General features: G+C 71.3%; 15 protein-coding genes and 2 tRNA genes. 4 read left to right on the top strand and 13 right to left on the bottom strand.

The window, feature by feature from the left end:
- Positions 1-68 precede the first annotated feature (68 nt).
- A complete protein-coding gene (gene leuS, locus AB0H82_RS23525) occupies positions 69-2,999 on the bottom strand; it encodes a leucine--tRNA ligase (protein WP_362995741.1) in 2,931 nt (976 codons plus the stop codon).
- A 408-nt stretch (positions 3,000-3,407) separates the two neighbouring features.
- Between leuS and AB0H82_RS23530 the strand changes: the two genes are divergently transcribed.
- Positions 3,408-4,472 (top strand): hypothetical protein, encoded by a 1,065-nt coding sequence (locus AB0H82_RS23530; RefSeq protein ID WP_362995743.1) that lies wholly within the window; start codon positions 3,408-3,410, stop codon positions 4,470-4,472.
- Entirely contained in the window at positions 4,469-6,061 is a 1,593-nt protein-coding gene (locus AB0H82_RS23535; protein ID WP_362995745.1) for an NADH-ubiquinone oxidoreductase-F iron-sulfur binding region domain-containing protein, read from the top strand. The genes AB0H82_RS23530 and AB0H82_RS23535 overlap by 4 nt, the downstream gene beginning before the upstream one ends.
- A gap of 81 nt (positions 6,062-6,142) precedes the next feature.
- Here the strand turns inward: AB0H82_RS23535 and AB0H82_RS23540 are convergent.
- Positions 6,143-6,215 (bottom strand) — tRNA-Ala (locus tag AB0H82_RS23540).
- Positions 6,216-6,336: 121 nt separating this feature from the next.
- Between AB0H82_RS23540 and AB0H82_RS23545 the strand changes: the two genes are divergently transcribed.
- The gene (locus AB0H82_RS23545) at positions 6,337-7,572 is read left to right on the top strand and encodes a glycosyltransferase 87 family protein (protein ID WP_362995747.1); all 1,236 of its coding nucleotides are present in this window, start codon (positions 6,337-6,339) and stop codon (positions 7,570-7,572) included.
- On the opposite strand, the gene AB0H82_RS23550 is transcribed toward AB0H82_RS23545, so the two are convergent.
- From AB0H82_RS23550 to AB0H82_RS23590, 9 genes are all read right to left on the bottom strand, one after another.
- Complete coding sequence (locus AB0H82_RS23550) at positions 7,541-7,774, bottom strand: hypothetical protein (RefSeq protein WP_306334254.1); 234 nt, start codon at positions 7,772-7,774, stop codon at positions 7,541-7,543. The two genes, AB0H82_RS23545 and AB0H82_RS23550, sit on opposite strands and share 32 nt — an antisense overlap.
- A 3-nt stretch (positions 7,775-7,777) precedes the next feature.
- The gene (locus tag AB0H82_RS23555) at positions 7,778-7,960 is read right to left on the bottom strand and encodes a hypothetical protein (protein ID WP_362995749.1); all 183 of its coding nucleotides are present in this window, start codon (positions 7,958-7,960) and stop codon (positions 7,778-7,780) included.
- 175 nt (positions 7,961-8,135) lie between these two features.
- A tRNA-Ala gene (locus tag AB0H82_RS23560) sits at positions 8,136-8,208 on the bottom strand.
- 81 nt (positions 8,209-8,289) lie between these two features.
- The gene (locus AB0H82_RS23565; protein WP_362995750.1) at positions 8,290-8,931 is read right to left on the bottom strand and encodes a histidine phosphatase family protein; all 642 of its coding nucleotides are present in this window, start codon (positions 8,929-8,931) and stop codon (positions 8,290-8,292) included.
- On the bottom strand, positions 8,928-9,371 hold the full coding sequence (gene rsfS, locus AB0H82_RS23570; protein WP_362995752.1) for a ribosome silencing factor: 444 nt from the start codon (positions 9,369-9,371) through the stop codon (positions 8,928-8,930). The genes AB0H82_RS23565 and rsfS overlap by 4 nt, the downstream gene beginning before the upstream one ends.
- 99 nt (positions 9,372-9,470) lie before the next feature.
- Positions 9,471-11,180 (bottom strand): LCP family protein, encoded by a 1,710-nt coding sequence (locus AB0H82_RS23575; protein ID WP_362995754.1) that lies wholly within the window; start codon positions 11,178-11,180, stop codon positions 9,471-9,473.
- A 16-nt stretch (positions 11,181-11,196) separates the two neighbouring features.
- On the bottom strand, positions 11,197-11,823 hold the full coding sequence (gene nadD / locus AB0H82_RS23580) for a nicotinate-nucleotide adenylyltransferase (protein WP_356262450.1): 627 nt from the start codon (positions 11,821-11,823) through the stop codon (positions 11,197-11,199).
- A 56-nt stretch (positions 11,824-11,879) separates the two neighbouring features.
- Positions 11,880-12,044: a hypothetical protein gene (locus AB0H82_RS23585; protein ID WP_362995757.1), complete on the bottom strand. Its 165-nt coding sequence runs from the start codon at positions 12,042-12,044 to the stop codon at positions 11,880-11,882.
- Positions 12,045-12,130: 86 nt separating this feature from the next.
- The gene (locus tag AB0H82_RS23590; protein WP_362995819.1) at positions 12,131-12,394 is read right to left on the bottom strand and encodes a hypothetical protein; all 264 of its coding nucleotides are present in this window, start codon (positions 12,392-12,394) and stop codon (positions 12,131-12,133) included.
- 99 nt (positions 12,395-12,493) lie between these two features.
- Between AB0H82_RS23590 and AB0H82_RS23595 the strand changes: the two genes are divergently transcribed.
- The gene (locus tag AB0H82_RS23595; RefSeq protein ID WP_362995759.1) at positions 12,494-13,594 is read left to right on the top strand and encodes a M48 family metallopeptidase; all 1,101 of its coding nucleotides are present in this window, start codon (positions 12,494-12,496) and stop codon (positions 13,592-13,594) included.
- A gap of 18 nt (positions 13,595-13,612) precedes the next feature.
- On the opposite strand, the gene AB0H82_RS23600 is transcribed toward AB0H82_RS23595, so the two are convergent.
- Both AB0H82_RS23600 and AB0H82_RS23605 read right to left on the bottom strand, forming a co-directional pair.
- The gene (locus AB0H82_RS23600; RefSeq protein ID WP_362995761.1) at positions 13,613-14,698 is read right to left on the bottom strand and encodes a hypothetical protein; all 1,086 of its coding nucleotides are present in this window, start codon (positions 14,696-14,698) and stop codon (positions 13,613-13,615) included.
- Positions 14,699-14,764: 66 nt separating this feature from the next.
- The gene (locus AB0H82_RS23605; RefSeq protein WP_362995763.1) at positions 14,765-15,376 is read right to left on the bottom strand and encodes a hypothetical protein; all 612 of its coding nucleotides are present in this window, start codon (positions 15,374-15,376) and stop codon (positions 14,765-14,767) included.
- Positions 15,377-15,410 lie beyond the last annotated feature (34 nt).

Below are 15,410 nucleotides of genomic sequence, written 5' to 3' on the forward strand. Positions count from 1 at the left end.
ACGGAGAAGGCAGGCCGGAGGTTCCAGCGGAACCCCCAACCTGCCCGTAAGGGAATACCCCTATGCCGCTACGCGGGAACGATGTTCACCAGCTTCGGCGCCCGCACGATCACCTTGCGGATGCCCGCGCCGCCCAGCGCGGCCACGACCCTCTCGTCGGCCAGCGCCACCTTCTCCAGCTCCGCGTCGGAGATCGACGGGGGGACCTCCAGGCGCGCCTTGACCTTGCCCTTGATCTGCACGACGCAGGTCACGGACTCGTCCACGACGTATGCCGGGTCGGCGACCGGGAAGTCCTGGTGGACGACCGAGTCGGTGTGGCCCAGCTTGCGCCACAGCTCCTCGGCGATGTGCGGGGCCAGCGGCGCGATCAGCAGCACCAGGCGCTCCGCGACGGACCTCGGCACCGTGCCGCCCACCTTCGTCAGGTGGTTGTTCAGCTCGGTGATCTTGGCGATGGCGGTGTTGAACCGCATGCCGTCCAGGTCCTGGCGGACGCCGTCGATCGCCTTGTGCAGGGCGCGCAGGGTGGCCTCGTCGATGTCGGCCTCGGCGACGTCCGCGACGGTGACCTCACCGGTCGACTCGTCGACGATCAGGCGCCACAGCCGCTGCAGCAGGCGGTACTGGCCGACGACCGCGCGCGTGTCCCAGGGACGTGACACGTCCAGGGGGCCCATCGCCATCTCGTACAGGCGCAGGGTGTCCGCGCCGTACTCGTCGCAGATCTCGTCCGGCGTGACCGCGTTCTTCAGGGACTTGCCCATCTTGCCCAGCTCGCGCTTGACCGGCTCGCCCTCGAAGAAGAACGTGCCGTCGCGCTCCTCGACCTCGGCGGCCGGCACCGGGAAGCCGCGGCTGTCCCGGTAGACGTAGGCCTGGATCATGCCCTGGTTGTACAGCTTGTGGAACGGCTCGGCGGACGAGATGTGGCCCAGGTCGAACAGGACCTTCGACCAGAAGCGCGCGTACAGCAGGTGCAGCACCGCGTGCTCGGCGCCACCCACGTACAGGTCGACGCCGCCGGTCGGCTGCCCCTCGCGCGGGCCCATCCAGTACTGCTCGACGGCGGGGTCGACCAGCTGCTGGTCGTTGCGCGGGTCCAGGTAGCGCAGCTCGTACCAGCAGGAACCGGCCCAGTTGGGCATGGTGTTGGTCTCGCGGCGGTAGCTTCGCGGACCAGTGCCGTCGCCCAGGTCCAGGGTGACGTTGACCCAGTCCTCGTTGCGGGACAGCGGCGTCTCCGGAGAGGTGTCCGCGTCGTCCGGGTCGAAGGTGCGCGGGGAGTAGTCGTCGACCTCCGGCAGCTCCAGGGGCAGCATCGACTCGGGCAGCGAGTGGGCGATGCCGTCCTCGTCGTAGACGATCGGGAAGGGCTCGCCCCAGTAGCGCTGGCGGCTGAACAGCCAGTCGCGCAGGCGGAAGTTGACGGTGCCCTCGCCGATGCCGCGGGTGGCCAGCCAGCCGGTGATGCGGGCCTTGGCGCTCGCCACGTCCAGGCCGTCCAGGGAGACCTCCTCGTTCGAGGAGTTGATCAGCTTCGCCTCGTACGAGGAGAAGGCGTCGTCCCACGTCCGGGTGTCGGTGCCCCGGCCCGCGGCGGAGCCGCTGTCAGACGCTGTGGACGGATCGACCACGCAGCGCATCGGCAGGTGGAAGGCGCGCGCGAAGGCGAAGTCGCGGCTGTCGTGCGCCGGGACGGCCATGATCGCGCCGGTGCCGTAGCCCATCAGGACGTAGTCGGCGATGAAGACGGGGACCTGCTCGCCGCTGACCGGGTTGGTGGCGTAGACGCCGGTGAAGACGCCGGTCTTCTCCTTGGCGTCGGCCTGGCGCTCCACGTCGGACTTCGACGCGGCGAAGGCGCGGTACTTGGCGACGGCCTCGGCGGGCGTGGCGTGTCCGCCGGTCCACACCTCGTGGGTGCCCTCGGGCCAGGCCGCGGGGACGACCTTGTCGACCAGGTCGTGCTCGGGCGCCAGGACCATGTAGGTGGCGCCGAACAGGGTGTCCTGGCGGGTGGTGAAGACGGTGATCGCGTCGCCTTCGGTGCCCACGGGGAAGTTCACGCGGGCGCCTTCGGAACGGCCGATCCAGTTGCGCTGCTGCAGCTTGATGGCCTCGGGCCAGTCCAGCGCGTCCAGGTCGTCCAGCAGCCGGTCGGCGTACGCGGTGATGCGCATGTTCCACTGGCGCAGCTTGGCCTTGAAGACGGGGAAGTTGCCGCGCTCGGAACGGCCGTCGGCGGTGACTTCCTCGTTGGCCAGGACGGTGCCCAGGCCGGGGCACCAGTTGACGGGCGCGTCGGAGGCGTAGGCCAGGCGGTACTGGCTCAGCACGTCGGCGCGCTCGGCGGCGTCCAGCTCGCTCCACGCGCGCGTGGTGCCCGGTACGGCACGGTCACCGCTCTCGAACTGCGCGACCAGGTCGGCGATCGGGCGGGCCTTCGCGGCGTCGGCGTCGTACCAGGAGTTGAAGATCTGGACGAAGATCCACTGGGTCCACTTGTAGTACTCGGGGTCGATCGTCGCGAACGAGCGCCGCTTGTCGTGCCCCAGGCCCAGTGCGCGCAGCTGGGCCTTCATGTTCTCGATGTTGGCCTCGGTGGAGACCCGCGGGTGGGTGCCCGTCTGCACGGCGTACTGCTCGGCGGGCAGGCCGAAGGCGTCGAAGCCCAGGGTGTGCAGGACGTTGTGTCCGGTCATGCGCTGGAAGCGCGCGAAGACGTCCGTGGCGATGTAGCCCAGGGGGTGGCCGACGTGCAGGCCCGCTCCGGAGGGGTACGGGAACATGTCCATGATGAACTTCTTGGGCTTGCCGACCAGAGCGGTCTCGGCCTCGCCCCGCGCGGCCATGTCACCGCTCGGGTTCGGCGCCTCGTAGGTGCCTTCGGCGTCCCAGAAGTCCTGCCAGCGTGCCTCGATCTCGGCGGCCAGAGCGGCCGTATAGCGGTGCGGTGCGGCCACCTCGGAGGCGGCAGCAGAATTCGTCTCGCTCATGATCCTCAAAGCTCCATCGATCGTCTCTGCCTACGGAATCGGCCTGCTGGGCCAAATAAAAATGCCCCTCGCACAGGAGGGGACGCCGCGCCGATTCCGACCGCGATTCACCGGCGGTCGGGACTGATCAGCGCGGCCCGCTAAGCAGAAGGCGTACGGCACGCATGGCGTCAGGGTACCGCAGCCCTCCCGCGGCCCGCGACGAGCTTCCATCCATGCCGCCCGGGCGTCCGGGAACCCGGCCGATTCCCGACCCTTGGCCATGGGTTACTCCGCGTACCGCCCACTATCGGGGCAACACCAAGATCGTGTCGCACTTTGATAACAACGCAATAACTCAAATCCCGTACCCACCGGTATGGAGCGACTTAGCATGCGGCGGGACCGAACCATTTCGGAGCCGCCCCCATGAACTCTCTGCACCTCCACCGCAAGAGTGCTCTGCTCGGTACCGGAGCCCTGCTGCTGATACCCCTGCTCGTCCTCACGGGCAGCGACGGCCTGCGGGCCGCCATCGACTTCACCACCGGCGTCCTCTCCCTGGTCTGCCTGACCGCCGCCGTCGTCTGGGGCCTGGTCGCCACGGACCGCCTGTTCCTGCATCCGCGCCAGCGCCTGCTCGCCCAGGCTGTGCACCGCACCACCGCGATCGCCTCCGTCGGCTTCCTGCTGCTGCACGGCACCGTCAAGGTGGCACTCGACCACGTGTCGCTGTTCGGCGCCCTCATGCCGTTCGGGCTCGGCGTCTCCGGCAGCGCCGGACTCATCGGCCTCGGCTCGCTCGCGGGCATCCTCATGATCGCCACAGCCGTCACCGGCGCCCTGCGCAGCGCCTTCGCCTCTCCCGCGCGGATCGCCTCGCGCTGGCGGGCGCTGCACATGCTCGCCTATCCCGCCTGGTGCGCGGGGCTGGTCCACGGCCTGTACGCGGGCCGCCCGCCGAAGGGGTGGGTGGTCGCGCTGTACGCCCTGTGCCTGGCCGGGGTCGCCGGTGCCGTCGCGCTGCGCGCGGCGCCGCGCCCGGTCAAGCGGAAGGTCGCCGCCCGGGTCCTCGCCCTGCTCGAACCGGAGCGCGACGCCTCCCTCCGGGCGGAGCCGCCCGCGCGGGACACCGTCTCCGCCCCGCTGCCCGGCACGACCGCCCCCACGCCCTCTCCAGAGCCGGTCGCCGGCATCTCGGCGGCCTACCGCGCGCTGGCCCCGACCGCTCCCCCGCACCCCACCGTCCCCCCACCCCGCACCGACCCCACCGGCCGCTGGCCCGCGCCCTCGCCGCCACCACCCGCCGAGTCGCCCTACATCGCGCCTCCGCCCACGTACGACACCACCCCCCAGCCCTTCTACGACGCCTCGTACGACGCGCCCCTCGACCCCGCGTACGACAGCGGCCCCGCCACCGAACCGCTGCCCGGGCCCTTTCAGGCCCCCGGCGCGGGCGAGCCCTGGAACGCCGCCACCGGAGGCCACCCGTGAACGCCCCACTGCCCGATGTCCCGGAAGTCCGCGTCGTCGGCCTGCCCCTGCTCACCTCCGGCTTCGACCTCGTCGAACGCCTCGATCTCGCCATGCACCTGAAGGTCCACGGCCCCCTGGAACCCATGGCGGGCGAACCCCTCGCCCGCCTCGCCGAGCACATCGCGCTGCGCGGCCGGGGCGGCGCGGGCTTCCCGTTCGCCCAGAAGCTGCGGGCCGTCGCCGACGCGGCGATACGCCGAGGCGTACGCCCCGTGGTCGTCGTCAACGGCAGCGAGGACGAGCCCGCCTGCCGCAAGGACACCGTCCTGATCAACCGCGCCCCGCACCTCATCCTGGACGGCGCCCTGCTCGCCGCCGAGGCCCTGGGAGCCCGCACGCTGATCGTCGGCGTGACCCGCGACTCCACCGAGGCCTCCATGCGCACCGCGCTGGCCGAGCGGGGCCTCGGCAACCGGCGCGGCCCGGCCCTCCGCGCGCGCGTGCAGCGCAATCCCGTACGCATGGTCACCGGAGAGTCCTCCGCGCTCGTCCGCTCGGCGGACGGCGGACCTCCCCTGCCACCGGGCCGCAAGGTGCGGACGTCGGACTCCGGAGTGGGCGGCGCCCCCACTCTCCTCTCCAACGCGGAGACCTTCGCGCAGCTCGCCGTCGCCGCCCGGGCGGGCGCCGAACGCTACTGCCGCACCGGCCTGCGCGACGAGCCGGGCACGGTCCTGTTGACCCTCTCCGGAGCGGTCGCACGGCCGATGGTCGTCGAGGTCCCCACCGGAGTGCCCCTGCGGTACGTCCTCGAACTCGCCGGCGCACCCGCGCTCCCGCAGGGCGTGCTCACGGGCGGCTATCACGGCAAGTGGCTCGACGGCATGACGGCACACGACGCGGTCGTCTCACGCGCCGCCCTGGACGCCTGCGGCGGCGCACTCGGCGCGGGCGCGATCCTGCCGATCGGCGCGGGCACCTGCCCCCTCGGGGAGTCGCTGCGCGTCGCGCACTGGCTGGCCGCCGAGAGCTCGGGACAGTGCGGCCCCTGCTACCTCGGGCTCCCCGCGGCGGCCCGCGGCCTCGCCGACGTTCTCCAGGGCGGCGGGCCGACCGCTCTGGAGGCGCTGCGCGAGGTGACCCGGGCCGTGAAGCGGCGCGGCGCGTGCAAGCACCCGGACGGCTCGGCGGCCTTCCTGGAGTCGTCGATCTCGGCGTTCACGGACGACCTCGCGGCGCACGTCCTGGGCGGCGGCTGCGGCCGCCCCGTCCAGGGAGTCCTGCCCCTCCAGGCAGACGCGCCCCGGGCGGAGGCACCCAGCGGCCGCAAGCTCGCCGTCGACTGGACGCTCTGCCAGGGCCACGGGCTGTGCGCGGACATCGTCCCCGAACTCATCCAACTGGGCCCTGACGGCTTCCCCTCGGTGGCGGAGGCGGCCGTACCGCGCTACTCCGAAGCGCGCGCCACCCGCGCGGTGCGCCGCTGTCCCGCGCTCGCGCTGCGCATCGAGGAGGCCCCGAAGCCGGCCCTTCCGGCACCCCGGACGCTGCCGGCCGCGCTCCCGCCGGGCCGGGGCCGCCGAGCGCTCGGCAGCGGAAGGCAGTAACGGCGACGAGAGGACCATGACAAGAAGGTCATGACAACGAAAGAGCGGGCCACCCGATCCGGGTGGCCCGCTCATATTCTGTGGAGCTAAGGAGAATTGAACTCCTGACCTCCTGCATGCCATGCAGGCGCTCTACCAACTGAGCTATAGCCCCTTGCTTGTCCGCCCGGTTTCCCCGGCGGCTCCGCCAACATTACACGGTCATACCCGTGCTCCACCAAATCGTTTCCGGTCTGGGCGGATACCGTCCGAAACGCCCGGTACTGTCAGCCTTCGTGACCGTGCCCGTGCCCGTGACCGCGCTCGCCGCCTCCCGTCGCCGGGTGCCGCTGGCCGCCGGGGGCTGTCTGCTCTCCCTCACGGCCTTCTGGCTCGCGCAGCGCGCCGCCGACGTCTCGATGATCGACCTGATGGTCTACCGGGCCGAGGGCGAGACCGTGCGCGCGGGCGGCGACCTCTACGCGCTGCGCGCCACCGACGCCCAGCTGCCCACCACCTACCCGCCGTTCGCCGCGCTGCTCTTCACCCCGCTCACGCTCCTGGACCCGGCGGACATGCGCACGCTCGCGACGCTGGGCAACCTGCTGCTCCTGATCGTCTTCGTGCACCTCTCCCTGCGACTGGTCCATGGCGAGCGGCACGCGCGCGTGGAGAGCGTCCTGTGGGTGTCCGCCGTCGCCGTCTGGTGCGAGCCGGTGTGGACGACGCTGCGCTACGGGCAGATCAATCTGCTGCTCGCCGTCCTCGTCCTGTGGGACCTGACCCGGCGCCCCGGACACCACTGGGCGGGCGTGGGCATCGGGGTGGCGGCGGCGGTCAAGCTCACGCCCGCGCTCTTCGCGGCGCTTCTGCTGCTCACGGGGGCCGCGGAGGCGGTGCGGCGCGGGCCGTGGCGGGCGGCCGTGCGGCACGCGGGCGTGGCGGCCGTCTCCTTCGCCGGTGCGACGGCCCTCGCGGCCGCCGTCCTGCCGTACGACTCGTGGCGCTTCTGGACCCGGATGGTCTTCGAGGCGGGCCGGGTCGGGTTCGCCGAGGACACCGCGAACCAGTCGCTGCGCGGCGTCCTGGCCCGGCTCCTGCACACCGGGGAGCCCGGTGCCCCCTGGGCCCTGGCCGCCGCCGCGGCCGGCGCGCTCGGCCTCGCGGTCGCGGTCGCCGCCGCACTGCGCGGGGAGCGCGCCCGGGCCGTCCTCGCCTGTGCGGCGACCGCGCTCCTGGTGAGTCCGGTGTCGTGGTCGCACCACTGGGTGTGGTGCGTGCCGATGGTGCTGCTCCTGGGCGCGGAGGCGGGGCGCCGGGGCGGCCGGTGGCGGTGGGCTGCCGCCGGGGCCGCGTCCCTGGTCTTCTGCTCGTACGCCCTGTGGTGGGTGCCGCACGGCGAAGGACGGCTCGAACTCGCCCAGAACCACGGCCAGATGGTGCTGTCCGCCCTCTACGTGGCGGCCGCTTTCGCGTTTCTCCTGGTGACGGCAGCGGCGGTCACGCGGTCGCGAACGAGTAGAACCGTTTGAGCGTGCAGTGTTCGTCCAGCAGCCGACCGTAGATCGGCTCCCCTTCGAGCTCGCGGTACGTCTCGATGGGGTCGCCTTTTATGATCAGCGCCCGGGCGCATTCCTCGCACCAGTACTGATACTCCTGGTTGACCGGTTCCATGTCGCGGACGATCGGTGTGCCACTGCCGCACCAGTCGCATTTCCGCCTGTGTGCACCCATCGATCAGCTCCAGCTGTGGCCGCAGGCGGTGCATACGTACGAGATTCCGCCGTTGTCACCGAGCACTTGAGCGACGTGGGACGAGCCGCAGGAAGGGCAGTCGAGGAGCGTGCGGGGCACGGGCCGTTCTCGTACGTCCGCCGCTTCGGAGAGGCGGTCGACCTCTCCGAGGATGCTCGCAGGCATCGCGCTCTCCCTCCCGTCGGGCTGCGTCCCCTTCCGGCCGTCCGATTCTGCCACGCTCCGAGCGGCCTGGTCAGCGACGCATCCGTACCAGTCCGGACACGACACCCGGTGGCAGGCGACGGGCGGCGGCAAAAGAAAATCCCGCCCCCTGGTGGGGACGGGATTTCCGGGACTGTGGAGCTAAGGAGAATTGAACTCCTGACCTCCTGCATGCCATGCAGGCGCTCTACCAACTGAGCTATAGCCCCTTGCGTTCTTCCCGCTCGGCGGGCGAACAAGAAGAACTTTAGCCTGCGACCAGCCCGAATGTGAAATCCGGGTCGGGAAGGTCAGTCGTCGTCGCCGAGCACCGGTTCCGGCAGCGTGCCGGCGTTGTGCTCCAGGAGGCGCCAGCCCCGCGCGCCCTGGCCGAGGACCGACCAGCAGCAGTTGGTGAGGCCGCCGAGCCCCTCCCAGTGGTGGGGCTCAAGGCCGAGGAGGCGACCGATCGTGGTGCGGATCGTGCCGCCGTGGCTGACCACCACGAGCGTGCCGTCCGCGGGCAGCTTCTCGGCATGGCGCAGGACGACCGGCGCGGCCCGGTCGGCCACCTCGGTCTCCAGCTCGCCGCCGCCCCTGCGCACCGCCTCGCCGCGCTTCCACGCGGCGTACTGCTCGCCGAAGCGGGCGATGATCTCGTCGTGCGTCAGGCCCTGCCAGTCACCGGCGTACGTCTCCCGGAGGGACTCCTCGTGGGTGACGGGGAGGCCGGTGATCGCGGAGAGCTCGGCGGCCGTGGCCGCCGCGCGCCTGAGGTCGGAGGCGACGATGGCGTCCGGCTTCAGGGAGGCGAGCAGGCGGGCGGCGCGCTTGGCCTGGGCGACGCCCGTCTCGGTCAGCTCGATGTCCGTGGAGCCCTGGAAGCGGCGCTCCAGGTTCCAGGCCGTCTGGCCGTGCCGCCACAGGATGATCCGGCAGCCGCGGTTGCTCACCCCAGTTCCCCGTCCAGGTCGGCCTCCTCCGCGGCCCGCTGCTCGGCGTGCTCGGCGGCCTTGCCGCGGGTGGCCTTGGCGTCCTCCGGCAGGGCGATCTCGGGGCAGTCCTTCCACAGGCGCTCAAGGGCGTAGAAGACACGCTCCTCGCTGTGCTGGACGTGCACCACGATGTCCACGTAGTCGAGGAGGATCCAGCGGGCGTCGCGGTCCCCCTCGCGGCGGACCGGCTTGGCGCCGAGCTGCTTGTTCAGCTGCTCCTCGATCTCGTCGACGATCGACTTGACCTGGCGGTCGTTGGGAGCGGAGGCGAGCAGGAACGCGTCCGTGATCGACAGCACGTCGCTGACGTCGTACGCGATGATGTCGTGCGCGAGCTTGTCGGCAGCCGCCTGGGCGGCGACGTTGATGAGCTCGGTGGAGCGGTCCGTGGCGGTCACTAGAGAGCTTTCCTTCGGCTGGTGGATACACCCCAAGGGTCTCACGGACCGCCGACAGCGCCCCAGACGATTACGTCACCGCCCGGGGCGCCTCCTGATCTAGCCGGTCCGGTAGTCCTGTCCGAGCACTACGGAGACGTCGGCGTTCGCCGCCGTCTTCCCCTTGCTGACGGCGCTCGCGGGCAGGCCGAGGGTCTTCGCGACCTCGGTGGCCTGCGCCTTCTTGCTCGCGTCCGCGTAGGTGACCTGCGAGGTGGGCCGGGCCGCGGAGCCCGTGCCGCCGTCGATGAAGGTGTAGCCGCCGTTGACCAGGGAGACCCGGGCGTCCTCGCCCGCCGCCTTCTTCCCGGAGGCGTTCCGCACGCCGACCCGCAGGGCCGCGCCCTTCTCCGGGCTCTTCACCGTGCCGCCGAGGACGTCCTTGACCACGGTCTCGCCGGCCTGCTCGGTCAGCGTGCCGTCCTGCCGCACCGGCAGCAGCGACGTCTTGTAGTCGCCGCCCTTGGCGCGGTCGGCGAGCTTGGCGAGGAAGGCGCCGAGGTCCTTCTCCGCCAGCGAGGGGTCGAGGATCTGCGCGAGGGACTGCACGGTGGTCGTGGCCGCCTGCGGGTCCGAGGAGAGCTTGCGCAGGACGCCCTGCATGACCTCTCCGAAGCGGTTCAGCTGGTCGGTCTCCGTCTCGCCGGGCGCGCGGTAGGTGGCGTACGCGACGGCCATCGGCCCGCTCAGCGTCTGCTGCTCGCCCTTCTTCACGAGGGGCGCCTCGCCGTTCTTCGCCTTCGGGTCGGGCACGTCGGTGTTCGTGTCGATGTCGATGTTGCCGACGAGTTCGACGAGGTTGTTCAGGTACGGGGTGTCGAGCCGCCAGGTGCCCTCGACCTGGGTGCCGAGCACCGTGTCGATCGACTCGCGGGTGCCGGTCGAGCCGTCGTCGTCGACGGACTTGCCGAGCGTCGTCGCCGTGCCGTTGTCGTCCGTCACGGCGAGGGAGTTGGGCAGCAGGACGGTGGCGCCCTGCTTGGTCGTGGTGTTGTTCACCAGGAGCGCGGTGGAGGTGCCCTTGCCCTTGGTGTTGTGCAGGTGCAGGACGATCACGTCGCGCTTCTGCGGTCCTGTCGCCGCGGCCGCGCCGTCCTCGCCGCCCGACCGGCCGGGCAGCATGCCCGCGAACCACAGGTAGCCGACGCCGCCCGCGATCACCAGTGCGAGGGCCACGACGAGCGCGACGACCCGGGAACGCCCGCGCCGCTTGGCCTCCTCGCGCCGCTCGGTGCGGCTCTCGGTGAACTTCAGCCAGTCGATGACGTCTTCGGAGTCCTCGTCCGGCTCCTCGATGAAGGAGAACTGCTCGGTCTTGTACTCGGGCTGCGACGTGCTCGGCTCGGGCTGCGGCGCACGCGGCTCCGGTGCACGCGGCTCCGGTGCACGCGGCTCCGGTACGGGGGCGGGCGCCGCCGCACGAGGCCGGGGCTGCTGCTCGTGCTGCGGTTGCTGCTGCTGAGGGACCCAGGCGGTGTCGTACGAAGTCGCCGTGTCGTACGAAGTCGCGGCGGCGCCCTGTGCGTCGTACCCCTGCGCGCCGTACCCCTGCTGCTGCCCGCCGGCATACGGGTCGTACCCGTACCCCTGGTACTGCTGAGGCACCTGCGGCTGCTGTGACTGCTGAGGCTGCTGCTGCACCAGCTGGTACACCGGCTGCCCGTACTCGTCGTACCCGACGACCTGGTACTGGTCGGCGGCGTACTCACCCGCGTACTCGCCCGCATACGGGTCGCTGCCCGCATAAGGGTCGTACTGTCGGTCGTTCACCGGTGCCCCTCTCGGCTCATTCGCCGCGGTACAGCTCACGCTTGTCGATATAACGCACCACACCGTCGGGCACCAGATACCAGACCGGGTCCCCCTTGGCGACCCGCGCGCGGCAGTCCGTGGACGAGATGGCCAGGGCCGGCACCTCCACCAGCGAGACACCGCCCTTGGGCAGCCCGGGGTCGGCCAGCGTGTGGCCGGGCCGGGTGACCCCGATGAAGTGCGCGAGGGAGAACAGCTCTTCCGTGTCCCGCCAGGTGAGGATCTGGCCGAGGGCGTCGGCGCCCGTGATGAAGAAGAGGTCCGTGTCGGGGTTGAGGGCACGCAGATCGCGCAGCGTGTCCGTGGTGTAGGTGGCCCCGCCGCGGTCGATGTCGATGCGGCTGACCGAGAACTGCGGGTTCTCGGCGGTCGCGATGACCGTCATCAGATAACGGTCCTCGGCAGGTGACACCTGCTTGTCGCTCTTCTGCCACGGCTGGCCGGTGGGCACGAACACCACCTCGTCGAGGTGGAACTGCGCGGCGACCTCACTGGCCGCCACGAGGTGTCCGTGGTGGATCGGATCAAACGTTCCGCCCATGACGCCCAGGCGGCGCTTGCCGTTGCTCACCGGACCGGTAGGCATGTCCTGCTCTCCCATGCGTGCAGACCCTACCGGCCCGGTCGAGGGGCCCTGCTCCGGTCCCGGGACCTGTCCTAGCGGTCCCGGTTGAAGAGGGTGGTGATCCACAGGAGGAGCATGAGGACGACGAAGGCACCGCCGCCGGTGAGGAGAGGGCTGAGGCTTTCGTGGTTGCCGCCGTGCTCGCCGCCCTCGGAGGCGAGAGTGACCAGCTGGGCGGCGTTGCTGTGGAGGCTCATCTCAGGCAGGACCTATCCGGAGGTGGGATGGACATAAAGATTTCCGGCCCATCGTAAGCGGGGGCCTCGCTCCGGCTCACGCCGACTCAGCCGTTGCGGTCGTCGGCTCCCTTGTCGGTCGTACCTTCGGTGCTCTCTGGAGGGGTACGTTCCGCGCCCTGCTCGGCCGTACGCGTCCCGTTGTCGGCTCCCTGGCGGTAACCGCGCAACAGGAACCAGCCGACCAGTACGCATCCGACGACCATGACGATCAGCACGATCCGCAGCAGATTGCCCGGTCCCTGCTGCTCCGCGGCCTTGGCCGCCTCCGTGAGCCAGGCGACCCCGGGCTTGTGCTGACTGTGCTCCATGACGGAAGACTCCTTCTGTGTGCTGCCCTGTCACGGTATCTCCGCCTAGGCTGGGGCCCACCTCGGGGGCACGAGAGGACGAGACATGGGGGATGCGGCATGACCGACGACAACCACCGCGGCGGGGGCGGCGAGGGCGGCGAGGGCCACGAGCGCGTGCCGAGCCGGCAGCGCAGGCGCTTCCCCGGCATCTCGTCACGGGCCTACGAGCACCCGGCGGACCGCTCGGCCCTGGTGGCCCTGCGCAAGCTGACCGGCTTCGACACGGTCTTCAAGGCGCTCAGCGGCCTGCTGCCCGAGCGGAGCCTGCGGCTCCTGTTCCTGTCGGACTCCGTGCGCGTGTCCGACGCGCAGTTCGCGCACCTCAACACCATGCTGCGGGACGCCTGTTACATCCTGGACCTGGAGAAGGTCCCGCCGATGTACGTCAACCAGGACCCGAATCCGAACGCGATGTGCATCGGCCTCGACGAGCCGATCATCGTCGTGACGACGGGCCTGGTCGAACTGCTCGACGAGGAGGAGATGCGGGCGGTCGTCGGCCACGAGGTGGGCCACGCCCTCTCCGGCCACTCCGTCTACCGCACGATCCTGCTGTTCCTCACGAACCTCGCGCTGAAGGTCGCGTGGATCCCGCTCGGCAATGTCGCGATCATGGCGATCGTGACGGCGCTGCGCGAGTGGTTCCGCAAGTCCGAGCTGTCGGCGGACCGCGCGGGCCTGCTGGTCGGGCAGGACCTGAAGGCCTCGATGCGCGGCCTGATGAAGCTCGCAGGGGGCAACCACCTCCACGAGATGAACGTGGACGCGTTCCTGGAGCAGGCCGAGGAGTACGAGGCCGGGGGCGACCTGCGCGACTCCGTCCTGAAGATCCTGAACGTCCTGCCGCGCACGCACCCCTTCGCCACGGTCCGCGCCGCCGAGCTGAAGAAGTGGGCCGAATCGCGCGACTACCAGCGCATCATGGACGGCCACTACCCCCGCCGCGACGAGGACAGGGACACCTCGGTCTCCGACTCCTTCCGCCAGTCGGCCTCCGCGTACGCCGACGACGTGCGCAACAGCAAGGACCCGCTGATGAAGCTGGTCAACGACATCGCGGGCGGCGCGGGAGACCTGGGCGGCAAGCTGCGCGGGAAGTTCACGGGCCAGGGCGGCGGTTCCGGCACCGGCTCGCCGACCGACGACAAGCAGCCGTAACAGCCCCGGTCGCAACCGTCACGACGGAGACAGCGAGGGCTGGGCCGACGCCGCCAGCGATCCGCACAGCGCCGTCGCGTCCCCCGTCGCGTACGGATCCGTGCCCGCCGGGCCCGCCGCCTTCGCCTTCTGCCCGGCGAGCAGCGGGCGCAGGTGGTTCGCCGTCTCGCCCCCGCAGGCGAGGGGGCCCGCCTGGGTGGCGGAGGTGACCAGCTCGGCCCGGTGCATCCGCAGGTCGTCGCGGTCGAAGCGGAAGCGCAGCTCGCGGCGGACGGTGAACAGGGACGCCTCGACGCGGTCCCCGCCGGCCGTCTTGCCGGCGGGCCGCACCGCGTACACGAACGTGTGGTCCGAGGTGACCTCCAGCGCGTTCTTGCCGGCCTCCTCGACCCGCATCGTGCCCTCGGTCCTGACCCGCTTGTCGGCGAGCGCGGTCTTCGCCGGGTCGAACCGGACGAGCCAGCCGGTGGCCGCGTGCCGTCCGTCGGCCGTCGGGTGTGCGAAGCTCCGGTCGAACTGGGCCAGTTGGCGCGGGTCGACCAGGATGCGCACGGAGCGCGCGGAGCCGCCGGTGAGGATGTCCGGGGCGAGCGAGGACGCGACCAGGTAGTCCTTGGCGGTGACCAGCGCGGCCATCACCTGGCTGTCCGAGAAGTGTGAAGTGCGGCGCGCGCCGGGGAGGTTGATCCCTGCGGCGCCCACCCGGAGCTGTGCGGCCGGGCTGCGTGCGTAGAGGTCGGGGACGCTGGTCGAGCCGGGCACGCGGCCCGTGGGGGCCAGCGGTATCACCGTCATGCGCAGCGGTTCGGGACGCTTGGCCGTCGGGGAGTGGTAGGGGTTCCGTACGCCCATGTAGATCGCCGTGCCGAAGGCGACGGCCATCAGGACGGCGAGGACCACGAGTTGGCGGGAGAGGCTCCGGTGGAGTCCCGGGCGCCGGCGCACGGCGCGCGTGTGGTCGCCCATGCGCTCCTGTGCGGAGAACTCCTGGAGGCGGGCAGCGCGCACGAACGATTCGTCGAAGACAACCGACCCGTACTCGTCCTCGCCACCGCCGGGAGCGCCCTCGGGTGTCCCTGCGGGTGGGTCTCCTGGACCGCCCATACCTTCAGAGTAGGTCTCCGGGACGCCTGGTAAACGCCCTGGTACACGACAAGTTCGGTCAACTCTTCACGGCGTGCGCGGCTCGGCGGGGACCGCCGACCTGCCGAACTCGGCGGAGACGGAGGGGCTGGGCGGCGCCTCCTTGCCGGCGCCCTGCCCGACCTCGGTCGAGGCGGGGGCGGGCACCTGGTCCTGGCGGCCCGAGGACGCCCCTCGGTAGACGGCGGTGAAGGCGAGGGCGACCATGCCGACGCCCATCACGAGGGCGAGCATCCAGGCGATGGGGCGGTGCCAGCGGATCTGGCCGGGGTGGCGGCCCGGGCGGCCGTACCCCTCGCTGCGGGCGATGTGTTCGTAGGCGTCGTCGAGGTCGTCGCGGCCGAACTCGCTGCCGTCGTCGGGGCCGAAGCCGTCTTCATAGAGGTCGTCGTCCGCCGCGTCGGGGCCGAGGCCTCGGGTGCGCGCCCGGCGGGCCTCGGCCTCGGAGGCCTCGGCGCGCGCCTGGGCGGCGGCCAACAGCCGCTCCACCGCGGTGGGTTCGTGGATCTCCGCGGCCCGCACGAAGTCCTCGTCGAAGACCACGGAGGCGAACTCTTCGTCCGCACCCCCGCGGTCGCGGTCGTCGTCGGGCTCCCAGCCGTCAGGGAACGACGGCGTGCCCCCCACGTCCTCCGGCACCCCTCCAGCGTAGCCCTGGAAGGGGCAATTTGGG

The organism is Streptomyces sp. NPDC050732 (assembly GCF_040654255.1).
GTDB lineage: Bacteria > Actinomycetota > Actinomycetes > Streptomycetales > Streptomycetaceae > Streptomyces.